Here is a 22,931-nt window from a genome sequence, read left to right on the forward strand (position 1 = left end):
CTGCTATCTGCCATCCGCCATCCGCCATTCGCCATTTGCCATCACCGCCAGTGTACGGAGAAAACCACGCGCGGTCAAATGGTCAGTGATTCCATTTCGTTCCACGCGCGCTGCGCCTCGGCGATGGCGATGATTTGAAAACGAACGCGTTCGCCCGGCATTTTCTGCGCGAGGAGTGCAACGTCCGCGCCGATCACGGTCGCGATAATCGGATAACCGCCGGTCGTTTGATGATCCGCCATCAACGCAATCGGTTGACCGTCGGCGGGCACCTGGAGCGCGCCAAGCGGCACACCGCACGACACAAGTTCGCCCGCGCGTCGCGCGAGTATTGCGCCGCGCAAGCGATAACCCATGCGGTCTGCCGATTCGTCCACGACAAATTCTTCGCGCGTCAATATGTCAAACGCTTCCGGCGCGAACCAATCGTCGTGAGATCCCAGCGTCACGCGAATCGCGCGATCACGATTCGCGAACGCGCGCGCGCGATCACTCGCCGCGCGACCAGCCATTGCGATGAAATCGCTCACCGATGGCTCGCCAATCGCGATTTCATCACCGACCGCGAGCGCGCGTCCGTCGAGTCCGCCGAATCCGCCGCGCGCGTACGTCGCGCAGCTGCTCATCACGCGCGGCACAGCCACGCCGCCATGAATCGCGAGGTACGCCCAACCGCGTCGCGGCGCGATTTCAATTGTCGAACCACCGCGCGCGAACACACTCATCCACGTTGGCATCGCGCGTTCGTTGACCGTGAAACGCGCGTCGCCGGTGACCGCGACGAGATGCGCGCGGTCGGTTTGCAGTGTGATCGGCGAATGAATTTCAAGCGCGGCATCGTTGCGCGTGTTGCGAACGAGCGCGTTCGCGATACGAAATGCAAACGCATCCATCGCGCCGGACACCGGCACGCCGAGCGATTGATAACCCCAGCGTCCGGCATCTTGAATCGTGTTGGAAATTCCAGGTTCGCTGATCGTCAACATTTTTTCGCAAATTGGAAATTTGCGCCACGAATTTGAAATTCCTGATTGAATGGTAAAATGCTCGCCAATCAAAAAAGAGTGTGAAATCGTGGGGCAATTTTCCAAATTGCCCGCTCTAATTCGCGCTTGGCGAAGATATTGGAATGATATTCAACATTTTTTCGCGGGTGAGCCGCCCGCGCGACAGATAATCGCAAATTGGAAATTTGCGTTACGGGTACGGCGCGCGCGTAGGCGTGCGCGTTGTGATCGGCAGCGTCGCGGTCATCGTAGGTGTTGCGGTTGGAGTTGGCGTCAGCGTGATCGTCGGGGTCGGCGTGCGCGTCAAGGTCGCAGTCGGACGCGGCGTGAATGTGCGCGTGGGTAAGACCGTCGGCGGCGGATACGTCGGCATTGGCGGGGGCCATTGATCGAAAAAATATAGTCCGTAAAACAACGCGCCCTTGGGATGTCCGGGCGGCGCGCGCCATTCCACCGCGAGCATAAACCGATCCTCCTCCACCATCTTTTGCAGATCCGCGTCCATGTACTTGCCCGCGATCCTGGGTCGCGCGCCGGTTTGCTCGCGCACACCCGTCCAGTACGAGTTGTCCACAAAATTTCGCGCGCCGTGAATCGGATCATCGGCATTCGTCGCCGCGCTCAATACTTCGAACGCGATCTCCAACGCGCGCGGATCAGGCGCATCGTTGCGATGTTGTTGATACGACGCGTAGCGACTCAACAAATTCTGTTCGTCCGAGTAGCCGTTGACAACACCTTGTCCGTTCATCACGCGATTTCGCATCGTCCAAATCACCGCGCGGTACGCACGCGATTTATCCGGTTCGGGAAACACGCCGGCTTCGTACGTCGCGACGAGCGCGGCGTTCCACAGATCGAGCGCGGTGAACGACGGCGGCGTGGGTGTCCCGGTCTCGACGGGTGGTACGATAATCGGTTTGAGCGGGATGCGCGACGCGCCCCACAGCGCGACGCTACAAATCATCGCGCCCACCAGCATCAGCGCGACGACAATCGCAAAAAGGACGAGCGCGCGTGGAAGCGAATCAGGGCGCGAGTGCATCAAGATACCGCCACAAATCGCACACGATCACCCGGACGTAGCAAGGTCGGTGAATCGCGGCGCGGGTCGAACATCGCCAGATCGGTGCGACCGATCAATTGCCAGCCACCTGGTGTCGTGCTCGGATAAATGCCAGTTTGCTTTCCCGCGATGCCGACCGACCCAGCCGGCACGCGCGTGCGCGGCGTCGCAAGACGCGGCGCGGCGATTTGCTCGGGCACCGAACCCAGGTATGCGAATCCTGGCGCAAAGCCGACGAGGTACACGCGATACAACACACTCGCGTGCAGCCGCACCACTTGCTCTTGTGTAACCCGCGCGAAGTGCGCGACGAATTCCAGGTCGGGTCCGTACTCGCCGCCATAGCGCGTGGGAATTTCGACGACGCGCGATTCGACATCGCGCTGAATCGGCGCGGTCATGAGCGCGTCCGCAAGCCACGCGCGCATCACGTCGAACAACGCGCGTGCAGGGTCGTAGCACACGAGGAGCGAGGAATACGCGGGGATGAGATCGTGAATTGCGGAATGGTTCTGCGCGGCGAGGAATCGCACAAACGTATGGACGCGGTCGTTAACGTCGTCGTTGATTTCGTCCGCCCACTCGATGAGGATCGCGGAATCGCCGGCGGCGCGGAGGCGAGGAAGCGAGTGAATCATCGTGTCCGGATTGTCAGAATCTCAATATCGTTTTTCGACAGCACCTCGCGCACCGCGCGCAAAATCGCGACCGCTTCCGGTGTGTCGCCATGAACGCACAGCGTATCCACCACGAGGGGAACCGTTTCACCTTCCGGTGTCGTTACCGTTTGATCGCGTACCATTTGCAATGCCTGGGTCGCGGCGCGTTGCGGATCGTGAATCAGCGCGCCCGGTTCGCGGCGCGAACGAAGTGCGCCATCGCGATTATAGGCGCGGTCGCAAAAACCTTCACGCGCGAAGCGCAAACCGAATTCACGCGCGGCGTCTGCCATTGTGATCGAGGTCGCCAAACCGACGAGCACAAGATGCGCATCGAAACGCGCAACCGCACGCGCAATCGCACGCGCGACGCGCGGATTCGTCGCGGCAACGTTGTAGAGCGCGCCGTGCGGCTTGACGTGCACAAGGCGAGCGTTCTCCACGCGCGCGAACGCATCGAGCGCGCCGATTTGGTACAGCACATCGCTCTCGATTTCGTCCGGCGTCGCGTCGAGATTGCGCCTGCCAAAACCGACCAGGTCGTTGAAGCCGGGATGCGCGCCCAGCGCGACCTTGTTCTGCAACGCGAGGCGAACAGTCTGCACCATCACGCGCGGATCGCCCGCGTGAAATCCGCAGGCGATATTTGCGGAGGTGATGAGCGGCATCAGCGCGGCATCGTTGCCCATCGAGTACGCGCCGAAACTTTCGCCCATGTCGCAGTTGAGGTCAATTTGCAAATGGCGAATGGCGAATGGCGAATTGGACGGTTCCATAACTGTTCTCTCATTTCGACACCAACGGCAGGTGCAACCACATTGCCAACGTGCGCCGGACTTGACCCGAATTCGCGTTCACCATCAAACTCGATTCATTCACGGCTTCGAAATCATAACCGTGCACGCGGCGAAGTTCGCTCACAAGCATGTCGTCATTCCAGCGCGCATCGGGCGCGCCGCTGAGATACCAATCGCTTCCATTGTCCGCGACAAACATGCCGTAATTTTTTAGCGCGGTGAGAATCACTTGCACCTGCGGTGAAAAAGTTGACGTGATGAATGACGCTTTCAATCGAAAGCGTTGTCCCATCGGCGGCAGATTCGGACTGTTGCCTCCCGCGCCCGGCGTGCGATGCCGCGCGGGCCAAATGTGCGCGCCATCCGTGCCGTGAATCGTAAAACGCAACGCGTGCGTGATGACGCCGGATGCGACCTCATCGTATCGCATCAAGCCGGGCAGAATCGGCAAACCCGCCGCGTCCGCGGATGTCCAGGTGTCGGGGCGCAATGCGTTCGAATTCAAATTCCAGGTCGCGCCCGACCCAGCATTCCAGGATGCGCCTCCATTCGCCGTGGACGCATCGTAGACTTCGTACAGTCGGCAATTGTCGCGATCCACGATTAAGATGTGGTGATCGCTCCCGTACTCGATCGGCGCGTTCGGCGGAATCGGGTACGGACCTGGGTCGCTCTCGCCCGGATAGTAAAACGAAATCGGGACGAGCGGCTGCGTGCTCAACACCGTCGTGTACGGAATGCCGATTGGTCCGCCGTTCCACACGGTTCCAAAATCCGGATGAACAATTGTGTTCGCGCCAATCGCGTTGATAAACGTCGTCGAGCGCGCATCCAATGGCAACGCGTCAATCCGCGCGTTCCATACATTGTCCGCCGGAAACATCGGACAACCGGCGAGCGCGGCGGACGCGCCGGGGACAAGCAACATCGCGAACGCAAGAGACAGCGCGACAAAGGAACCGGCGAGGATCAAACGAAAATGATTTGTTTTCATACCTCGCATTATAGATTTGAATGGACGCGATTGGTGTCGAGACAAGAGTACTAGAGCAAATTTCCGACGCGTTCGAGACCTATCAGGTTTTTAGAAACCTGACAGGTCTTGGATACCACGCGTCCAGTAAATCGAAATGGAATTCGTCTAGTCCAACCGCGCCGCGATGAGCGGCACGAGCATTTCGTCCTCCGCGAGTCCGCCGTGCCGTCCGAGCATCGGGTGTTCATCGCGTTTATCCAACAAGTACGCATCGTCGCGCGGCAACACGATCAAATCGCCAATGCGATGCTCGGCTTCCGGCGCGCGAATGCCGGTACCGAACAAGCCGGCATCAAGCGCGGCGCGCGCATCGAGAATGAAAAATTGGTCCGCGAGCCGCGTCGCAAAATAATCGCGCACCGCGTCCACCTCGCCGTTGCGACAGTAGAGGTACGCCGCGCGCGCATCGCCCGCGCCATCCATCAGCAAGCGCGACCGCACATCGGGATGCGCGTTCAAATAGACCGCGCGATGAATCGGCGAATCTACTTGACCATGATCGGCAGTGAGCAAAAAGAGCGTGTCCTTGCGCGCCGCCGGCGAAAGACGCGCGAGAAATTCACGTTCGAATGAAAATGCGAAATTGTTGATTTCGGCGACGATGCTTTCCGCCGAAGGTCCATCCAGGTGCGCGATGCTGTCCACCGCGCTCCAATACGCCGCAAACATTGCGCGCGCGCCGCGCTGTTCCTCGACGCAATTCCGCAGCGCGACCCACATATCCGAAGATGTAATGAATCCATGCAGTTCGTGCGCGCCGCGAATTTGCACTTGCGATAACGCGCTCTCGACAAACGGTTTTTCGATAAAGTGATAGACCGGCACGCCCGCGTGCGCAAGCGTTTGCGGGAGCGATGGCACGGCGAGAAAATTTTCCGGCTTGAGCCCCGCGTCGAGCAATTGCTGAAAACCGAGTTTGCGCGTCGCGACCGGGCTGAAAGTAATCATATCCGCGCGCACGCCGTAATCGCGCAGAAACATTTGATAGCCCATAAAGCCGTGTTCCGCCGGCGTGTAACCCGTCCACAACGCAGTCAGCGCGGCTGTTGTCGTCGAAGGAAACACGCTGGTGAGCGGCGCGATGCGCGCGCCCGTTTGGAGCAACGCGTGAAAACCATTGCGCGGTTTCGTCTCCAGCGCGTCGAGCAATCGTTGATAGCCAAGCGCGTCCACAACGACGAACACGATGCGCCGAACATCCTGGGTCAGATCGCCGAGAATCTCCGCGTCGAGTGCCGGCGTGCCAATGTCACCGCCGAGCAATTTGATCACGCTCGCGGCAACGTTGACAATAGAACGTCCACCATAATTCGGCGCGATAAAATCGGTCGGCAGTCCCAGTTTTTTGAAACGCGCGTTTCGTTCCGCGCGAATTTTTTTGAGGATGGTATCGGCGAGTGACATTGCAGTGTCCAGTGTTCAGTATTCACTTTTCTTCAGGAGGTTTCATCGTCCGAAAACTCCGCCACAAGGTCAGGTCGTAGATAATCTTCAAGCCGCCGCTCAAGAAGAACGGAACGCTGAGGAGGGATGCGCTCATCAAGATTCCCGTAAGCGACGGCGATAACGCCGCGCCGACAGATCGCGCAATCGTCGTCACACCGGACGCGGCGGATCGTTCGTCCGGTTCGACGACTGCCATCGTGTACGATTGCCGCGTCGGTACGTCCATCTGTGAAATGCTGAAACGCGCGAGCAAGACGACGATCGCGAGCGGCAAGTTCGGCATCAACGGCACGAGCATCAGCAGAATGTTCGACGGGATGTGCGTGATCACCATCGTGTTAATCAAACCGATGCGTGCAGCGATGCGCGCGGCGGAAAGTGCGCTGATGCCGGCGAGAATGTTCGCGCCAAAAAAGATGCCGCCGAGCGCGGCAGGTTCGACATTGAAGCGAACGCGAAACCAGTACGCGAGCAAACTTTGCACGACGAAACCACCGGCGAACGCATCCATCGCGAACAACGCGCTGAGTTTGAGCACGATGTTGCGCGAACGATGCAAACCAATCCGCGTCGGGGCGATCCTTGTGGTCGCTCGCGTCTCTACATGTGGCGACAAGCGACTAAACATCCACGCAAGCACAACGCCGAACAGCGCGTACCCCAGCACAATCGCGCGATAACTGTCGAGCGGAACCACGCCTTGCGTTTGCAGAATCTGCGTGAGTGCGCCGCCGCATAGCGCGCCCGTCGCGGTCGCGAACGAACCGACAAGGTTGTACCACGCGAATACGCGCGTGCGTTGTTCGTTCGGAAGGAGGTGCGTCAGCGCGGCTTGCTCAATCGAAAGAAACGGACCGATCTCGCCGCCGCTCGGACTGATGACGCCGATAATCGCGGCGGCGATCAACAACACGAAATTGCGCGTGAGCGCAAAGACAACGCCGGCGAAAATCATCAACGCCGCGCCGACGAGCAAGGTCTTGCGTCTGCCCAAGCGATCCGCCGATGTGGTAAGCCACAACGAGATCGCCGCGTCGCCAAAGAGCGTCAACGTCAGGAGCAACCCGGTTTCGGATTCATTCAACCCAACCTGGGTCAGGTACAAAACCAGGACGACTGAAAGAAATCCGTACGCGAATAATCGCACGATGCGCGTACTGAACAGCAACCAGCCATCCGCCGTGAGGAAACGCGTGAAAGTGAGTTCCGAGGTCATGGTCGGCATTTTAACCGAGCAGCGCCGATTGCGCAAACCGTGAAAGTAAAATATACTGGGGGTGATGGATCGCAAAACCGCACGACGCCGGGAACGGCGTGATCAAGATCGCCATTTCATCCTGACCATCTTCGCGATCATCCTCGCGGTGATCGTCCTCTGGGTCGCGTTCAGCGCATTTGCCGCCGCGCCGCGCGCCGAACCGCGCGTCGAGATCGCCGACGCGCCAACTGCCACTGCGTTCCCCTTCACGCCCGCGCCAACCGTCACGCGAATTCCCACGCCGACGCTGACACCACTCCCGCCCAAACTCGTCGCGCTCGGCGACGAAATCACCGCGACCGTCCGCGTCTCGATCACGCACGCGATTCGCGGCTTGGGCTGGAACATCGCCGAACGCAACGCGCGCCCCGATGTCGCGGTGCACGCGCAAATATCGGAGAACGCACAGGTGTTGACCGAACGCGTCTACGTCGTCGCGGATTGGTTTGCGACGACCCGCACCAATCTCGCATCGAGTGATGTACGCGCGTTGTGGCGCGGGCAAGCCATGCCCGACGGTATTACGACGATTCTCGCAAGCGACGAGACCATCGCGGACATTGCCTGGCTATGGGACACGCCCGGCGCAAACGTCAAACGCGTCGCGGCGAATGAACTCGTCGCGCAGTTGTGGGCGAATCACAACGCGCTCGCCATCGTACCGTTCGACGCGTTCTCGCCGAAACTACGCGCGCTCGCACTCGACGAGTACAACATTCTGCAACGCGATGCGCCCCTCGACCTGTATCCGCTCGTGTGGCGCGCGTACGTCAACGGCGATCCTGGGATCGTCAATGCGTTGCGCCAACGCGTCGTCGCGACGAATCGCGATGTGACGCAAATGACCACGCTCGTGATGACCGGCTCGTCCGCAATCGCGCGCACGAGCGCGCAGAAAACGGACGAGCGTGGCGACCCAGCCCTCGCGGCGCGGCTCGTCGCGCCGGTGCTCGCGGCGGCAGACCTCACGCACGTCAGCAATGAAGTACCGTTCACCGCCGATTGCAAACCGATTCTGCGCGTCGTAACGCTGTGCAGCAAACCCGAATATCTCGCGGCATATCAACTTGCGGGCGTGGATTTAGTTGGCTTGACCGGGAATCATCTGCTCGATTATGGACAGCCCGCGTTTCTCAAAACGCTCGATCTGTACGACACGAACAAGATTCGATATTACGGCGGTGGGCGTAACGCGAGCGATGCGCGCAAGATTCTGTACGTCGAGGATCACGGTAATCGGCTTGCGTTTCTTGGCGTCAACAGTTTCGGTCCGCCAACCGTGTGGGCAACCGAAACGAAACCGGGCGCGCGGCGGTACCTCGTAGACGAACTCAAGCGCGATCTCACCGAAGCGCGTCAGCGCGCGGATGTGGTGTTGATCGAATATCAGGCAGAGGAAAATTACGATTACGCACCGTACTTTGGCAATCGCACTTTGTTTCGCACGGCGCTCGATACCGGCGCGGATGTGGTGACGGGGATGCAAGCGCATCAGCCGCAAGCCATCGAGTTCAATCCCGATGGTTCACGCATTATTCTGTATGGCTTGGGAAATTTCTTTTTCGATCAGATGTACGCGGACAATGTGCGGCAAGGTCTCGTCGCGCGGCACACGATCTATCGCCACAAGTTGATTCAAACAGAACTACTGCCAACGGTGCTTGAGGATTACGTGCAACCGCGCTGGGCGACATCCGCTGAACGCGCAGAAATTTTCCGGCTCGTGTTTAGCGCGAGCGGGTTCAAGTAGCAACCCCCACCCTAACTCTCCCCCGTCGGCAAAGAACGCCGACAGGGGTGGGGGTCTTCTCGCCGCCACGTTATTTTTCCTTCGCGACTTGCAACCGGCACCACGCGTACAACGCGTCGTACACCTCGAATTGATGCGCCAGGTTTTCTTCGTCGTTCGGAAAACGCAAACCATACCCGGTCGCAATCGCTTCGAGTCCGCGCGCGAGCGGGTCTTTGTCAATGTCCGCTTCCACGTCGGCGGCGTGAACGATTTGCGCCATGCGCGCGAGCGCGGGATCGCGCAAATCGTACTTGAGCATGATCGTCTCGAACGAGCAGAGACCGTCGCGGTGTCCCAACTCGACGCCGGGCGCATCGAATGGAATTGCGCCGGTCTGCGACGCGGTTTGATCCACGCGGTTTTTCGGCACGAACAAGAATTCGGCTTGGTTGTCAATGAATCGCGTGATCAGCCACGGACACGCGACCCGATCCACATGCACATGCGAACGCGTAACCCATTTCATCATGATCCTCCTCATGTTTGACGCGAGTGTAGCACCATTCGTGTACGATTGCAATGACAAAACCTTGCGAAGGTTTACAATCTTCGCAAGGTTTTTCACGCTACCGCGTCGCGCAGCGCGCTGTACGATTTGAACAGCTCCTCTTCCTCTTGCGCGAGCAGTGGACTAGACGAATCGCGTCCATCGTTCACCCACCGATCCGAATAGACCATGGCATACGCGCGATGGTACGCCGCGTCGCGCACGCGCTCGCGCGGCACCGCGAAACTCGCGGCGTACAAATCGGCGAGCGCGTCAACCAATGCCTGGTTGTCGGATTTGCCGAACAATTGGCGATGCAAAATCCACCACTTGACCTCAAGCCGCGCAACCTCCGTGACGTCAAAATCGGCGTGATGAACTTGCTTGATGAGCGCGTAGAATCGCCGCATGTACTTTTCGGCGGTCGGGATGTCATTGTTCGGAAAAGGCGCGGCGGCAATCTCAGCGCGCGCAACCAGATATGCCGCGTACATCGCCTGGAACCAGTTCAGCCCGAACGTTTCCTTGACCATGCTCACCGAAACGACCAGCAAGCGAAACCACCGCTTTTGATAGTACGCCACCCAGTTCTCTTTTTCATAGTACGCAATTTTGCGCGGGTCGAAATGTCTGGGCGAATTCATGGATTTCATATCTGCACTCCCGATTGCGAATTTATAGTGCGTCTACCCTATCATCATTTCCCGCCGCTGTCCAGACAAACAAGTGCTCATTTTCTGCTCACTCGTTTTGCCAACCTTCCCAGCATTGGGTCATCCCTCTCCCCCATTCTATTCTACAAGCGTCTATGTTATACTGGAAATGACACGAGATGCCGAATGAATCTCACAACTAGCCCCTACGTCTTTTTATACATCATCACCACGTTTAGTACCCTCATCGTCGCAACAATAGCATGGCAACGTCGCACCGTTCCCGGCGGATTACCCATGACTTTGATGTTGCTGGCGATCGCTGAGTGGGCGCTCTGCCGCGTGTTCGAACTCGTCGCGCTCGGCGTCACCGCACAAGTGTTCTGGTCCAAACTTCAATACATCGGTTCACTCAGCATCTCCGTCCTCCTCCTAATTTTTACGCTCGAGTACTCGGGCAAGTCCGCATGGGTCACGCGCCGAAATGTCGCGTGCCTCCTCGTGATTCCCACGATCACGGTGGCGCTCGCGTTCACGAACGAGTGGCATCATTTGATTTGGACCAGCTTCACTCCCAGTCCCGCCGGCATGAATATTTTAGTTTATGGTCACGGTCCAGCTTTTTGGCTTGGTGTGTTTGCATATCCATACACGCTCACCTTGATCGCGACGCTTTTGCTCATTCGCGCCGCGATTTGGTCGCACAAGATTTATCAGCAACGCACATTCGTCCTCCTCCTGGCAATTGCGGTACCCTGGATCAGCAACGCGGTTTACATCGGCATGGAAGGGACGCTCATTGGCTTTGACCCCAACCCGATTGCCTTTGCAATTGCCGGCATCCTTGCCACGTATGCGCTATTTCGTTTTGGCTTGCTCGACCTCGCGCCCATCGCGCGCGATGCCTTGGTCGAAAAAATGCGCGACGGCGTCCTCGTCGTGGATGAACAGAACCGCATCGTGGATACCAACCCCATGTTCTGTCAAATGCTGGGATGCGCGTCGAGCGACCTGGTTGGACGCCCCGTATTCGCTGTGTTGCCCGCGTGGCTCACCGATGCGCTCATGCGCGACGTTTTCGAAACACCCACCGAAATCCAAGCAAATGCGAACCAGTGGTTCGACGTGCGTATTTCTTCTTTGCGCGATCAGCATAGCAAAACTGCCGGACATTTGGTTCTGATTCGCGATAGTACGGAACGCCATTGGGCGGAACAAGCCCGCCAAGAAAGTGAAACCAGTTATCGCGGACTGTTCAACAGCGTCGCGGAAGCGATTTACATCCAAGACCGCGAAGGACACTTTCTCGATGTCAACGACGGCGCGCTCGCGATGTACGGGTACCCGCGCGAATTCCTCATCGGTCAGACACCGGCGGTCGTCGCCGCGCCCGGGAAAAACGACTTGGAGGAAATTCGTCGCCTGGTCGAGCGCGCGTTTGAGGGCGAGCCGCAACAGTTTGAATTCTGGGGCATACGGCGCAACGGCGAGATTTTTCCCAAACACGTGCGGCTTTACCCGGGAACGTATTTTGGTCAAGCCGTGGTCATCGCGCTCGCACAAGATATTACCGAACGCAAACGCGCCGAAGAAACGCTCGTCGAAACGAACGTACGCCTCAAACAACAGATCGAAGAAATCAGCCGCTTGCACACCGAGTTGCGCGCGCTCGCCATCCGGGATCCGCTCACCCAGTTATTCAATCGCCTTTATCTCAACGAAACCTTGCCGCGCGAATTGGCGCGCGCCGCGCGCGGGGGCTATTCGCTCGGCATCTTGATGATGGATGTGGATCATTTCAAGGACATCAACGACACGTTCGGTCACGAAGCCGGCGATGAAGCGCTCCGCACCTTGGCGACGAACATCGTCACTCAGGTGCGCGCGAGCGACATCGTTTGTCGTTACGGCGGCGAAGAACTGGTTTGCGTATTGATCAACGCCTCGCCCGACTATACCCGGCAACGCGCCGAGGAAATTCGCGCGTCGATCGCGGCGCTGCCGATCATTCGCGCGGAACCTTCCGCGTGCGTGACGCTCTCGATTGGCGTCGCGATGTTTCCCGATCACGGCGCGACGCTCAAGGACATCTTGCGCGCGGCAGACGACGCGCTTTACGCCGCGAAAGCCGCGGGGCGCAATATCGTGATGATGGCGCGCTAACACGCCCGCGACATTCCAGGTTCGTCGAGTCGGGGCGTTCCGCGGAACGCCCCGATTGCATTACGCGATTTTTGACGTACCGCTTTCCTATGCTATACTCGCCCAGTGGAAAATTTCACGCACGAGAGGTACACGACTTGAAGAAACTTGTCTTGCTAACACTGCTTGCGATGTATGCAACATCATGCAGTGCGCCAACTCCGACCGCGCCCGCACCGACCGCGATTGCTATCGCCCCCGGCGGCGTCGCGGCGAACACACCAACCGCACGACCCTCAGCGACCGCAACCGAGATCGCGCCAACCGCGACCAACGCGCCCAGCGCGACTCCAACGCTCGAACCAACTCCGACCACGACAAATACGCCGATTCCAACTGCGACGCTCACCCCAACACCACTGCCGGTGCGCGAGGTCGCGCAATGCGCCGAGATTTGGCAACCCGGTTACTACAAACTTGTCGCGGATATTAAAACCTCCGGCACGCGGGATTGTTTTCCAATTCAAAGTCACAACGTCATCTTTGATTGCAACAATCACGTCATCGAGGGCAAAGAAGCGCGCAAGGATAAAAAGTACGAGTTCTACGGATTCTTTGTCCGCAAATTCAATTTCCCGTTTCTCGAAACGCCCACGAACATCGAAATCAAGAATTGCAAGATTCGTTATCTCCGCACCGGCATTTTTGTCGGCGGCGGCAACAACGTGTACATTCACGACAACGATCTCTCGAACAATCGCGACGATACGGATGAACGGCGGTATGGCGTGTTCCTGGGTCAAGCCGACGCCGGCGGTTTGCGCCTCGACACGGTGAACGGCGGCATCGTCGAAAAGAACATTACGAACAATCAAGCCATCGGCATTGACGTGCGCGACAGCCAGAACGTCATCGTACGCAATAACACTGCGGCGGTGAACTCGGCATGGGGCATCAACTTTATCAACGTGCAGAATAGCGAAATTTCCGGGAACACGTTGCGCGATAACATTCGGTGGTGCACCTGGGGCGCGGGCACGGTCGCGCCGGGCTGCGACGCGGGTGGCATCATTCTGCAAACCGGCTCGAGCAACAATGTCGTGCGCGGCAATCTCGTCGAGGGTGAGAACGGCAACGGCATCTTCATCAAAGCGCACGCCGTCCCATGCGGCGACAATAATGTCATCGAAGGCAATCGCATTCTCAACGCGAAATGGAACGCGATCGAGTTTTCGTTCTGCAAAGGGAACAAGGTCATCGGCAACGAAATCTCCGGCTCGTACGATGCGGTATGGTTTGGTTTTTCGGACGGCACTGAGATTCGCAACAACATCATCACGAACATGACGAATCACGGCATCATTTCGTACAACAGCCGCAACACGACGGTGGCGAACAACACGATTGTCAACAGTCGCGAAGGCATTTACTTTTACTGGGATACCTGGGACGCAAAACAATTTTTTTTCCTCACGCCGTCGCCGGATCGGTACGCCTCGCGCAACAATCTGATTGCGAATAACACGCTTCACGATAATGCGGTTGCCGGCATTCGCATGCAAGATTCGGTCAACAATCGCCTGGAAAGCAACGTGCTGTTTCGCAATGGACGCGATTTCCAGTTCATGGGGCGCGCCGAAGGCAATGTGATTATCACGCCCACGCCGCCGCCCACGCCGACCGCCACCGCGACGTTCACGCCGACGCTCATTCCCTCGGCGACGACTGCGCCCACCTTGACCGCCACGCCAACGCTAACGCCGACGAACACGCTCGCGCCGCCAACTGCAACCAAGCCAGCCGGCGTCACGCCATCGCCAACGATCAAACGCTAACGAACACAGGGGCAAGGGACAAACCTTGCCCCTGGTTTTACCCATCTTTTCATTGCGCGCGAGTTGTGGTATAATCCTTGTGTAACCGTAGTTTACTAACCACGCGTAAGATACCGACAGGGTTTGTCGGCAACCAGGAGGATCCGGTGAGTCTTTCATCTACCCAACTCAGTCGTGTGCTCTTTTTGATCGCACTCGTCGCCTTGGCGCTCGCCTTCGTGCCCGCGCTCATCACCGCCGCGCCGTCCGAACAACAACCCGGCTCCGGCGGGCAGTACATTTACATCGTGCAACCGCACGACACGCTCTACTCGATCTCGCGCCGATTCAACACTACCGTTCCCGCGTTAATGACCGCGAACAATCTCCTATCCGAGTACATCTACGTCGGGCAACGCCTGATCATTCCCACTGTGCCCGTCACGCCGCCGGCGCCGCCGCCGGATTTCGCGTGCAAGTACACCGTCGCCGCCAAGGACACGGTCTTTTCGATTGCGTACCGCTATCAAGTCAAGTGGTATCAATTGATGCAGGCGAACTATCTGTACAGTCCACTCATCTTTGTCGGACAAACGCTGAACGTACCATGTCGCACGCCTCAACCCGCGCCGTTCCCCATCTACACCGTCGTCGCCGGTGACAACTTGTTCCGCATCGCGGTCAAGTACGAAACTTCGATTTACGCGATTGCGCTCGTCAACGGCATCCACAATCCGCATTTGATCTACGTCGGACAAAATCTGGTTGTGCCTTACACCGGCACCGTCAAGTATCCGCCGATTCCCACGATTACACCGACCGGCACCCCAGGCACACCGACCCCGACCATCACACCGGGCGGACCGACGCTCACGCCGACACCGACAACCACGACGGGTGCGCCTGCCGTCGTGATTATGCAAAACATTGCCTTCCTCCCACCCCTGGTTACGATTCAGCGCGGCGCAAGCGTGCGTTGGGAAAATCGCGATTCCGTCGCGCACACGGTAACGAGCGGCACGCCTGGGAATCTGACCGGATTCTTCCGCGCGAACCTTTCGCCGGGTCAAGTGTTCACGTACACATTTGGCACGCCGGGAACGTATCCGTACTTTTGCGAGATTCACGGCGCGCAGATGACGGCGTCCGTGACTGTCCAATAAGATTAACCGCTTGGCGAGAAGCCAGGTTCCCCCGAAAGGGAGAAACCTGGCTTCTTTCTTGCTCGCCAATCGGAAAAACGCGTCGGATTTTTTCGGCGCATTTTTTATTGTGTTTTCGCGATGATGTGATATAATCGTGTTGCGTGTTCGGTTAAACCACCATTCAGACGAAGGAGGAAGATGCAATGACGCATTCAATCAACCGAGTCGCGGTGATCGGTTCGGGCGCGATGGGCGGCGCAATTGCCGCGCATTTTGCCAACGCCGGGTACGATGCGATTCTACTCGACATCGTACCGAACAAACTGACATCCGACGAAGAGAGCAAAGGTCTCACGCTCGCTCACCCCGCCGTTCGCAACCGCATCGTCAACGCGGGTCTCGATGCGGTCAAGAAATCTCGCCCCGCCGCCCTGTTCGCTCCCCAGCTCGCCGACCGGATTACGGTCGGTAACCTCGAAGACCATTTCGATTTACTGCGCGATGCCGATTGGATTATTGAAGTCGTCGTCGAACATCTCAAGATCAAACAAGATTTGATGGCGCGCATTGATGCTATCCGCAAACTGAACAGCATCATCTCGACCAACACGTCCGGCATTCCGATCAAAGACATTTCCGCCAACTGTTCCGAATCCTTCAAGCAACATTTCATCGGCACACACTTTTTCAATCCGCCGCGCTATTTGAAATTGCTCGAAGTGATCCCAGGACCCGAAACTCTGCCCGAGGTCATCGCGTTCGTCAAGGAATTTGGCGAAACCGCGCTGGGCAAAGGCGTCGTCGTCTGCAAAGATCGCCCCAACTTTGTCGGCAATCGTTTGTTCGCGTACGCCGGGATGTACGCGATGCAGTACGCGTTCGATCATGGTTACGCGGTGAATGAAGTAGACGATTTGACCGGACCGATCATCGGGCATCCCAAGACCGCGTCGTTTCGCCTCGCCGATCTGGTCGGCAACGACGTGCTCTTGCACGTCGCGAGCAACCTGTACGCCGCCGTGCCGGACGACGAATCGCGCGAGCACTTGAAGCCGCCGGAATTTTTGGGCGAGATGGTCAAGCGCGGCTGGCTTGGCAACAAAGCGAAAGGCGGATTCTACAAAGAAGTTCGCACCAAAGCGGGCAAGGAATTTCACGCGCTCGATTTGAAAACGTTCGAGTACAAGCCCGCCGAAAAAATCTTTTACGATTCGACGACGAACGCGGAGATGTACGACACGCTCGGCGAACGCCTGCGCTTCATCATCGCGCAAGAGGATCGCGGCGCACAATTTATCTGGGACACGACCGCGCACTATCTCGCGTACGCGGCGAATCGCATTCCCGAAATCGCGGACGACATTGTGTCGGTGGACAATGCGATTCGCTGGGGTTTCGCGCACGAGACCGGTCCGTTCGAAACCTGGGACGCACTCGGCGTCGCCGACACCGTCGCGCGGATGGAACGCGAAGGCATCCAGGTCGCGGCGTGGGTGAAAGAGATGCTCGCAACTGGGCATCCCAGTTTTTACAAAGACGGTCAGTACTACGATCCGAAATCAAGAGGGTACTGCCCACTGCCGACGAATCCCAAAGTGGTTTTGTTGCGGAATCAAAACGTCATTCAACAAAACGACGGCGCGTCGTTGATTGACCTCGGCGATGGCGTCGCGTGTCTCGAATTCCATACCAAGATGAACGCGCTCGACGAGAGCATCATCGAAATCGCGCAAGCCGCGCTCGACGAGGTGAACCAGAATTTCGCCGGCTTGGTGATCGGCAATCAGGGCGAACATTTCTGCGCGGGCGCAAACGTGATGATGATCGGACTTGCGGCGAACGACCAAAAGTGGGATGAGATTGATCGCATCGCGCGCGCGCTGCAAGGATTCTTGATGGCAACACGGTACAGCGCCAAGCCCGTGGTGACCGCACCATTCGGTTACACCTTTGGCGGCGGCGCTGAAGTCGCGATGCAAGGCGCGCGTACAGTCGCGCACGGTGAACTGTACATCGGTCTCGTCGAAGTCGGGATGGGTTTGATTCCGGCGGGCGGCGGTTGCAAGGAATTGTTGCGCCGCATCGTCGCGCCGGCGATGCAAACGCCAAACGTGGACCCGCTTCCCTTTTTGCAACGCGTCTTTGAAACGATTGGCATGGCAAAGGTCGCGACGAGCGCGGAGGAAGCGCGGCAGATGGGCTTTCTCGGCGCGACCGACCGCATCGTGATGAGCCGCGATCAACAAATCGCGGAAGCGAAACGCATGGTGCTCGAACTCGTCGCGCACGGGTATCGTCCGCCGATGCGCGGTAAAATCATTTACGCCGCGGGCGAACGAATGCTCGCCGCGCTACGCATCGGCATTTACTCGATGGTAAAGGGCAAGTACATCTCGGAACACGACGCCAAGATCGGCGAGAAACTCGCGTACGTCTTGTGCGGCGGCAGTCTCACCGCGCCGACCTGGGTGGACGAACAGTACATCCTCGATCTCGAACGCGAGGCATTCATCTCGCTGTGCGGCGAAGAGAAAACGCGCGAGCGGATTTGGCATTTCTTGAGTACGGGCAAGCCGTTGAGGAATTAGAAATTGCGAATTGCGAATTGCGAATTAGGAATTGCACTATATCACTCACGGAGGAACAAAATGGGAACTCGACCGACTTCGTTTGAAACATGGCAAGCAACAATTCCACAACGCATTCGCAAGAATCCGCTTTGGAATTTTGTCGCGTATCCCAAGGCGCTGTTCATGTACGATCTCGTGTGGTTCGACTGCGAAAAGTTGGAGAAAGAGCGACGCGGGCGCGCCATCGAGGAGCAAATCATTCGCAGCGCTGGTTCGATCAGTGCGAACATCGAGGAAGGGTATGGACGGGGACTGGGAGCCGATTACGCACGATTCTTGAAATTTGCGCTTGGCTCGGCGCGCGAGACTCAGGGCTGGTATCTACGCGCGCGGCATTTACTGACCGATAAAGTGCTTGACCATCGTCTCGCCTTGCTCGATGAGATCATCGCGTTACTGGTAACCACTATCGCACAACAAAAATCAAAACGAACAAAATAAGAATATCAAATTGCGATAATCAAATTGCGAACATTTTTTATTCGCAATTCCTAATTCGCAATTTGCAATTGGAGGCAACATGCGTGAAGCAGTAATCGTTTCCGTCGCCCGCACCGCGGTCGGCAAAGCGCCGCGCGGCAAACTGCGGACGACACGACCTGAAGATATGGGCGCGGCAGTGGTCAACGCCGCATTGCAACGCGCACCGGCGCTCAAACCGGAAGATGTGGATGATGTAATCCTGGGTTGTGCGTTTCCCGAAGGCGAACAAGGATTGAACATGGCGCGCTCGGTTGTTCTGCGCGCGGGACTGCCGTACACGATTCCCGCGATGACGGTCAATCGCTATTGCTCGTCTGGCTTGCAGACGATCGCGCTCGCCGCGCAACAAATCATCGCGGGGTGGGGTGATGTGATTATTGCCGGCGGCGCGGAGACGATGAGTATGGTGCCGATGGCGGGCTTTCACTTTGCGCCGAACCCATACCTCGCGCAAGAATATCCCGGCGCGTACCTGGGCATGGGCTTGACCGCGGAAAATGTCGCGAGCCAGTACGGCGTCTCGCGCCAAGACCAGGATCAGTTCGCACTGCGAAGCCATCAACGCGCGACAGCGGCAATCGGCGCGGGCAAGTTTAAGGAAGAGACCGTGCCGCTCGACGTGAAAATCGTCGAAGTGAATAACGGCAAGGCGCAATCCCAGGAGTTTGTTTTTGACGTGGACGAAGGTCCGCGTCGTGACACGTCGCTCGATGCACTTGCCGCGCTCAAGCCCGCGTTTCAGCAAGGCGGCACGATCACGGCGGGCAACTCGTCGCAGATGAGTGATGGCGCGGCGGCGGTCGTCGTGATGGAACGCGGAAAAGCCGAATCACTCGGACTCGTACCACTCGTGCGCGTGCGATCCTACGCAGTCGGCGGCGTACAGCCGGAACTAATGGGCATCGGTCCGGTGGCAGCCATTCCGAAAGCGTTGAAACTCGCGGGACTCGACCTCAACGATATCAACCTCATCGAGTTGAACGAGGCGTTCGCGGCACAAGGACTCGCCGTCGTGCACGAACTCGAGATGGACGAGGAGCGCGTGAACGTCAACGGCGGCGCGATTGCACTGGGGCATCCTCTCGGCGCGACCGGCGCGAAACTGACGGTGCAGGTCATCGGCGAAATGAAACGGCGCAACGCGCAGTTCGGCATGGTGACGATGTGCATCGGTGGTGGAATGGGCGCGGCGGGAATTTTCGAGAATCTCGCGTAGCGCGATGGAGAGGTTGGGATTCGCTTCTTGAACTAGACCTGTCAGGTTTTGAAAACCTGACAGGTCTCGGATTCCAAATCTTTTCCCAAGGTCGGTAGTGACAATGTGCATCGGCGGCGCGCCAAGCGTGGGCGCGGCGCGAATTTTTGAGAACCTCGCCTAGCGCGATGGAGAGAAAAGGAAACCCGGAGACAGGTGACTGTCTCCGGGTTTTTTGTGGAGCGCCCATCACACACAGGCAATCTGGCGCGTTTGGTCGAGTCGTTTGCTCACACGGGCAGGGGCAAATCGGGGGAAACATGTGGAAGGATTTCATTGAATAATTTCAAACGTGTAACAAATGCAAGTACGGCAAGCAAATCCTCGCGCGTCAAATCTTCATAGTCCGCAAGGATTTCGTCTATGGTCATTCCCCCACTCATCAATTCAAGCATGGTTTCGACCGGGTAACGCTGACCCCGGATAACCGGTTTCCCATGACAAATCTGTGGGTCAATCGTAATTCGGTCAAGCAAGTTGAGCATACATCACCTTTCTATTTTTCTGCGACACTCGAAAGCAAATCACCGATTCTACGATGCGTCAACCGACTTCCGCCGAAAATTTCCAGCGCTAGAAATGAAAATCATCATTCCTAGGACACGTCAATCCTTCAGCGCCTCCAACAACGCCCTCGCCTCTTTCTTGCCTCCGTACCCCTGCTCGCCTCCAGGTCCGACGCACGAGGGACAGCCGTCCTCGCACTCGCATTGCAAAACCAGGTCGTATGCGCGCGCGATCAACTCGTCGTGCAGTTCAAACAAGCGCTCGCTGAAACCAATGCCCGCCGGGATTTGATCGTAAATCACAATCGTCGGCTTGCCCTCCGCCAGCGGCGATTGCGGATCGGAATGCACGCCAATGTCGCGCGCATCGCACATCAGGAATAGCGGCGCGAGATGACCGAGCGCGTGCGCGACCCCAGCAAGTCCACTGCGAATTCGCACCGCGAGTTCCGCGCGGCGATGACAGTTGTGGCACAGCGTCGTCAAATTCTCTAGGCGATTCGCTTCCGCGCGCGAGGCGAACGCGCGAAACGGAATACGATGATGCACATCGTGCACGCGCCCTTGCTCCGGCGCGCCGCAACCGGTGCAACGATAACGATCTCGCGCGCGCACGCGTTCGCGCAGCGCGTCCCAGTCGGGTCCGTAATCGTTCGGCGCGTTCGACCATAACCCCTCGTCGCGCAAGTGCGCGACCGTCGCATCGTCCACCGCGAGCCAGTAACCAGTCGTGTGCAGTTCGGTTGGCGGCAACATCACTTGCCCCGCGCCGAGATTTTCGTGCGTGAACCATTTGATTTTGCGATAACCGACAACCTGGGTCGTCACCGCGATCTCGCCGTGCGCTTTGGTCGCGCCATGCGTTTCCGCTTCCGCCAGTTTATCGAGCAGTTGAACCTGGGTTTCTTTTTGCGGGTCGGTGTAAAAATCCGCATCCGTCGGTTGTAAGCGCGCGATACCTTGATCGAGATCGAGTTGCTCGACGACGAACGATTGCCCCTCGTGCAAATAAATCGCTTGCGGATGCACCATCCACAATGCGCTCGCGCGATCCACCTCGCCGATGACCTCTCCCCGTCCCTCCCCTTCAGGGGAGGGTGCGGGAGGGGTTGCTTGCAACGCAATCGTCTCCGCCGATGCGCTCCGGAGTGAGATCGAATCGGACGGATATTGGTCCGCCATCCAAAAATATTTTTCACCCGATTGATGCAACGTGCCGGCATCGCGCAGAAATTCGAGAAACTCGCGCACTCTTGCCGCGTCCACGCGCCCAAACGATTCACCGTCACGAAACGGCATTTCGAACGCGGCGCATTTGAGATGCTGAAGCAGAATCAACAAATTGTCCGGGTTGATGAGCGCGGATTCCGGCGAACGCGCAAATACATAATCGGGATGATGCGCGAGAAATTGGTCGAGCGGATCGGCGGACGCGACGAGCACGGCGAGCGACACATCATCGCCACGACCCGCGCGCCCGGCTTGTTGGCGCGTCGCGGCAATCGTCCCCGGATAACCGACGAGCACCGCTGCGCTCATCCCACCGATGTCAATGCCCAGTTCGAGCGCGTTCGTCGCGACGACCACGCGCACCGAACCGTCGCGCAAGCCGCGCTCGATCTCGCGGCGTTGCGCGGGGAGATAGCCGGAGCGGTAGCCGCGAACTTCCTCACCCCCATCCCCCGCCTTCGGCACCCCCTTCCCCCTCTCCCGATTCAGTTCATCGGGAGAGGGGGAAGGGGGCTGGGGGGTTGAGGGTGAGGCAAGGTATCGCAACATCACCTCGACCGTGCGCCGCGCGCGCGCGAACACAATCGTCTGCGCATCGCGCTTGAGCAAATCCTGGGTCAGCGTCACACTTTCAAGCACAACACTGCGCCGAATGCCGACCGCACGATTCACAACTGGCGGATTGTAGATGACGAAATGTTTTTCGCCCTTTGCCGCGCCATCGTCGTCAAGCAACTCGACCGACTCTTCGATTAATCGCTCGGCGAGTTCTTGCGGATTCGCAATCGTCGCGGACGTAAGAATGAATTGCGGCGACGAACCGTAAAACGCAGAGACGCGTTTCAATCGTCGCATCACGTTCGCGACGTGCGAGCCGAACACGCCGCGATACGCGTGCATCTCGTCAATCACGACGAAACGCAGATTGCGAAAAAATTCCGCCCAGATCGTGTGGTGCGGCAGAATGCCGGTGTGAAGCATATCCGGATTGCTGACGATGATGCGCGCGTTTTTGCGAATCGTCGCGCGCGTGTGTTGCGGAGTGTCGCCGTCGTAGGTGGAAATTGGAAATTGGAAGTTGGAAGTTAGAAGCTGGAGGTTGGAGAGTTGATCTTGCGCCAACGCTTTCGTCGGAAATAGATACAACGCGCGCGCGGTTTCATCGCGCAGCAACGCGTCGAGCACCGGCAAGTTGTAGCAAAGCGTCTTGCCGCTCGCCGTGCCGGTGACGACGACGAGATGCTTGCCTGCGCGCGCGCGTTGCCACGCGGTCGCTTGATGCGTGTACAACGCGGTGATGCCGCGCGCGCGCAGCGACTCGACAAGCGCGGGATGTTCATCATCCGGGAACGCGACGAAACGCGCGGCGCGCGCGGGCTGGGTCTGCCACGCGGCGACATTCGGATTCGCGCGCAGCAAATTGATGAAAGTGAGCATGTCGGAATTGCGCATTTTTATCTTGGGACGACCAACACAGACAAACGCAGATCAATACAAATCACAGATAAACACAGATTGATTTTAT

General features: G+C 58.0%; 18 protein-coding genes. 7 read left to right on the forward strand and 11 right to left on the reverse strand.

What is annotated here, in order from left to right; genetic code table 11:
- Positions 1-74: 74 nt before the first annotated feature.
- The 7 genes from HY868_14425 to HY868_14455 all read right to left on the reverse strand — a co-directional run bounded on the left by HY868_14425 (position 75) and on the right by HY868_14455 (position 7,227).
- Positions 75-986: a biotin-dependent carboxyltransferase family protein gene (locus HY868_14425; GenBank protein ID MBI5303327.1), complete on the reverse strand. Its 912-nt coding sequence runs from the start codon at positions 984-986 to the stop codon at positions 75-77.
- 211 nt (positions 987-1,197) lie between these two features.
- Entirely contained in the window at positions 1,198-2,052 is an 855-nt protein-coding gene (locus HY868_14430) for a hypothetical protein (protein MBI5303328.1), read from the reverse strand.
- A complete protein-coding gene (pxpB, locus tag HY868_14435) occupies positions 2,052-2,711 on the reverse strand; it encodes a 5-oxoprolinase subunit PxpB (GenBank protein MBI5303329.1) in 660 nt (219 codons plus the stop codon). The genes HY868_14430 and pxpB overlap by 1 nt, the downstream gene beginning before the upstream one ends.
- Entirely contained in the window at positions 2,708-3,508 is an 801-nt protein-coding gene (locus HY868_14440) for a 5-oxoprolinase subunit PxpA (protein MBI5303330.1), read from the reverse strand. Before HY868_14440 ends, pxpB begins: the two co-directional genes overlap by 4 nt.
- Before the next feature lie 10 nt (positions 3,509-3,518).
- On the reverse strand, positions 3,519-4,532 hold the full coding sequence (locus HY868_14445) for a hypothetical protein (protein ID MBI5303331.1): 1,014 nt from the start codon (positions 4,530-4,532) through the stop codon (positions 3,519-3,521).
- Between the two features lie 138 nt (positions 4,533-4,670).
- On the reverse strand, positions 4,671-5,969 hold the full coding sequence (locus tag HY868_14450; GenBank protein ID MBI5303332.1) for an alkaline phosphatase family protein: 1,299 nt from the start codon (positions 5,967-5,969) through the stop codon (positions 4,671-4,673).
- 22 nt (positions 5,970-5,991) lie between these two features.
- On the reverse strand, positions 5,992-7,227 hold the full coding sequence (locus tag HY868_14455) for an MFS transporter (protein MBI5303333.1): 1,236 nt from the start codon (positions 7,225-7,227) through the stop codon (positions 5,992-5,994).
- 64 nt (positions 7,228-7,291) lie between these two features.
- Between HY868_14455 and HY868_14460 the strand changes: the two genes are divergently transcribed.
- The gene (locus HY868_14460; protein MBI5303334.1) at positions 7,292-9,019 is read left to right on the forward strand and encodes a CapA family protein; all 1,728 of its coding nucleotides are present in this window, start codon (positions 7,292-7,294) and stop codon (positions 9,017-9,019) included.
- 70 nt (positions 9,020-9,089) lie between these two features.
- Here the strand turns inward: HY868_14460 and HY868_14465 are convergent, their stop codons facing one another.
- On the reverse strand, positions 9,090-9,527 hold the full coding sequence (locus tag HY868_14465; GenBank protein ID MBI5303335.1) for a chromate resistance protein: 438 nt from the start codon (positions 9,525-9,527) through the stop codon (positions 9,090-9,092).
- Positions 9,528-9,622: 95 nt separating this feature from the next.
- Positions 9,623-10,201, reverse strand: a complete 579-nt coding sequence (locus HY868_14470; protein ID MBI5303336.1) for a hypothetical protein — start codon at positions 10,199-10,201, stop codon at positions 9,623-9,625.
- Positions 10,202-10,387: 186 nt separating this feature from the next.
- Here HY868_14470 and HY868_14475 point away from each other — a divergent pair, with 186 nt between their 5' ends.
- From HY868_14475 to HY868_14500, 6 genes are all read left to right on the forward strand, one after another.
- Positions 10,388-12,364, forward strand: coding sequence for a diguanylate cyclase (locus tag HY868_14475; GenBank protein MBI5303337.1), 1,977 nt, complete (start codon positions 10,388-10,390; stop codon positions 12,362-12,364).
- A gap of 137 nt (positions 12,365-12,501) precedes the next feature.
- Complete coding sequence (locus tag HY868_14480) at positions 12,502-14,178, forward strand: right-handed parallel beta-helix repeat-containing protein (protein ID MBI5303338.1); 1,677 nt, start codon at positions 12,502-12,504, stop codon at positions 14,176-14,178.
- 146 nt (positions 14,179-14,324) lie between these two features.
- Positions 14,325-15,320, forward strand: a complete 996-nt coding sequence (locus tag HY868_14485; protein MBI5303339.1) for a LysM peptidoglycan-binding domain-containing protein — start codon at positions 14,325-14,327, stop codon at positions 15,318-15,320.
- A gap of 185 nt (positions 15,321-15,505) precedes the next feature.
- Entirely contained in the window at positions 15,506-17,890 is a 2,385-nt protein-coding gene (locus tag HY868_14490) for a 3-hydroxyacyl-CoA dehydrogenase/enoyl-CoA hydratase family protein (GenBank protein MBI5303340.1), read from the forward strand.
- Positions 17,891-17,950: 60 nt separating this feature from the next.
- A complete protein-coding gene (locus HY868_14495) occupies positions 17,951-18,373 on the forward strand; it encodes a four helix bundle protein (protein MBI5303341.1) in 423 nt (140 codons plus the stop codon).
- Between the two features lie 79 nt (positions 18,374-18,452).
- Positions 18,453-19,631 (forward strand): acetyl-CoA C-acyltransferase, encoded by a 1,179-nt coding sequence (locus HY868_14500; GenBank protein ID MBI5303342.1) that lies wholly within the window; start codon positions 18,453-18,455, stop codon positions 19,629-19,631.
- A gap of 269 nt (positions 19,632-19,900) precedes the next feature.
- On the opposite strand, the gene HY868_14505 is transcribed toward HY868_14500, so the two are convergent.
- Positions 19,901-20,155 (reverse strand): DUF433 domain-containing protein, encoded by a 255-nt coding sequence (locus HY868_14505; protein ID MBI5303343.1) that lies wholly within the window; start codon positions 20,153-20,155, stop codon positions 19,901-19,903.
- Between the two features lie 120 nt (positions 20,156-20,275).
- A complete protein-coding gene (locus HY868_14510; protein ID MBI5303344.1) occupies positions 20,276-22,858 on the reverse strand; it encodes a DEAD/DEAH box helicase in 2,583 nt (860 codons plus the stop codon).
- Positions 22,859-22,931 lie beyond the last annotated feature (73 nt).

The organism is Chloroflexota bacterium (genome assembly GCA_016219275.1).
Taxonomy (GTDB): domain Bacteria; phylum Chloroflexota; class Anaerolineae; order UBA4142; family UBA4142; genus JACRBM01.